The sequence below is a fragment of the Sulfuricaulis sp. genome (assembly GCF_049587675.1).
In the GTDB taxonomy this organism is placed as follows: domain Bacteria; phylum Pseudomonadota; class Gammaproteobacteria; order Acidiferrobacterales; family Sulfurifustaceae; genus Sulfuricaulis.
Genome location: NZ_JBAVEJ010000099.1, coordinates 1 through 2,376, shown reverse-complemented (window position 1 = coordinate 2,376; position 2,376 = coordinate 1). Strand labels below are relative to the sequence as shown.

At 62.0% G+C, this 2,376-nt stretch carries 2 protein-coding genes; both read left to right on the top strand.

What is annotated here, in order from left to right:
* Window positions 1-1,777 (top strand): hydantoinase/oxoprolinase family protein (locus WB402_RS05220; protein WP_424205860.1); only part of this gene is annotated, 1,777 nt, incomplete at its 5' end.
* A 151-nt stretch (window positions 1,778-1,928) separates the two neighbouring features.
* Window positions 1,929-2,376, top strand: a 448-nt coding sequence (locus WB402_RS05215) for a TAXI family TRAP transporter solute-binding subunit (RefSeq protein ID WP_424205859.1), incomplete at its 3' end; no start/stop codon positions are given.

The following is a 2,376-nucleotide window of genomic DNA, read 5'->3' as shown; positions in this document are numbered from 1 at the left end:
CCTCGAGATGCGCCGCGGTATCAGGAATCTGCACGGATCGATGTTTGACATGTTCATCGAGCCGTACAAGCCGCTCGTGTTCCGCGATCTGCGCCTCGGCGTCGAGGAGCGCTCGCTCTACGACGGGCGGATCGACACGCCGCTGAACGAAGCGGAGCTGCGGGTGGCGGCGCGCAAGCTGCTCGATGAAGGGTGCACGGCGATTGCGATCTGTTTTCTGCACTCCTATGCCAACGGCACGAACGAGCTCAAAGCCAAGCGTATCGTGCAGGAAATGGCTCCCGAGGTGTACGTGACCACCTCGCACGAAATTCTGCCGGTATGGCGGGAGTTCGAGCGCTTCTCCACCGCGGTGGTGAGCGCCTATATCGGTCCGGCGGTGACCCGCTATTTGGTCAACCTGCAAAGCGGCCTGAAGGCGCACGGCTTCCGCGGCCGGCTGCTGATGATGCTCGCCAACGGTCTGGTGCAGGTGGTGGACGAATGCGTCGACCGCGCCGTGTACCTGCTCAACTCCGGCCCGGCGGCGGCGCCCTCGGCGGCGACCTATCTGGGTAATCTGCACGGCAAGAACAATTTGCTGTCCATGGACATGGGCGGCACCAGCTTCGACATCTGCGTGATCAAGGACGGCGAGATTCCGACCACCATCGACTCCTGGGTTGGCGAGCACCGGGTAGCCATCAAGATGGTGGAAGTGCCGACGGTGGGTGCCGGCGGCGGTTCGCTGGCGCGCATTGACGGTCTCGGCCTGCTGCGGGTCGGTCCGCAGAGTGCGGGCGCCGACCCCGGTCCTGCGGCCTATGGCAAGGGCGAGGAAGCCGCGGTCACCGACGCGGATCTCGTGCTTGGCTACATCCCGGCCGACTATTTTCTCGGCGGCGACATCAAGCTCGACGTGGCGCGCTCGCATGCTGCGGTGGCGCGCGTGGGCAGCAGCCTGAAGATGGACGAGAGCCAGGCGGCGCAGGCGATATTCACGACCATCAACACGGTGATGTCCGACCTCATCACCGAGGTGTGCACCAAGCAAGGATACGATGTGCGCGATTTCACCCTGGTGGCCGGCGGCGGTGCCGGGGGCATTCATGCGGCAGCGATCGCGCGGCAACTTTCCATTCCGCTGGTGATCGTGCCGCGGGTAGCCGCTCTGATGAGCGCTTTTGGCATGTTCGCGATGGACCTCGGGTTTGAATATGCCCGTTCCTGCGCGCGCCGGCAGAAGCAGCTGGATTTTGCCGAGATCGGCGAATTGTATGCCGACATGCGGCGCCAGGCGCGCGAAGACTTCGCCCGCATCGGCATCCCCGAGGCGCAACTGTCGTTCCAGTCCACCGTGGAAATGCGCTATGTCGGGCAGTTTCACGAAGTGGAGGTGGACTTGCCGGCCGAGGCGCTGAACGCCGAGACCTTGAAGCTGCTGCTGCAGAATTTCCACGCCAAATACGAGAAAATGTACACCTACTCGATGGGCTGGCGCGAAGCGGAGTTTCTCACCTTCCGGCTCAAAGTCACCGCACCGCGGCGACCGTTGCAGATGGCCATGACGCACAAGGCGAGCGCCGATGTCGAGACCGCACGCCGCGGTTCGCGCGCCTGCCTGTTCGACGGCAATCCGGCCCGCCTGGATACCCCGGTCTACGATTGGGACAGGATGCAGCCCGGCCACAAGGTGGCAGGCCCGGCACTCATCGACGACAAGACCACCACGGTGCTCGTGCTGCCAGGCTTCACCTGCGAGGTCGATCCCTATCGAAATCTGATGCTAAGGGCCTAGCGTTGTGGATGATCGCGGCAAACAATTCGCGGAGGTACGCCGTTCAAGTAGATGGTAGTGAATCACCGATAAGGCGAAACCATGCGCCGCGAGCCGTGTCTATCAGAAGTGCAATGGACCGGAATGTTGGCTCGAAAAAGGGAGGAAGCAAATGATGAAAAAATGGGTGGTAGGAATCGGAATAGCGTCAATCGCATTGAGCCAGACGCCGGCGCTCGCCCAGGTCCCGCGTAGCGCCAATATCGCTACGCACGCCGTCGGAACGCTCTACAACCAGATCGGTACCGGCATCGCGACGGTCGTGAGTCTTCACTCACCAATGACCGTACGCGTTCAGCCATTTGGCGGACCGCCGGCATGGCTTCCGTCGATGAACGAGGGCAACACCGATATGGGCGTGTTGACCAGCGCCGATGCGGTGACCTCCTACAAGGGAATCGTGCTGTACAAGAGGCCGTTCAAGAATATTCGGCTTCTCCTCCTCGGGGGCGCGATCCAGCTCGGCTTTTACGTTCGCAAGGATTCCCCCATTCAGACTATTACGGATTTAAAGGGGAAACGGGTTCCAACCGACTTTCCGGGAATCCCTATTGTGGCCC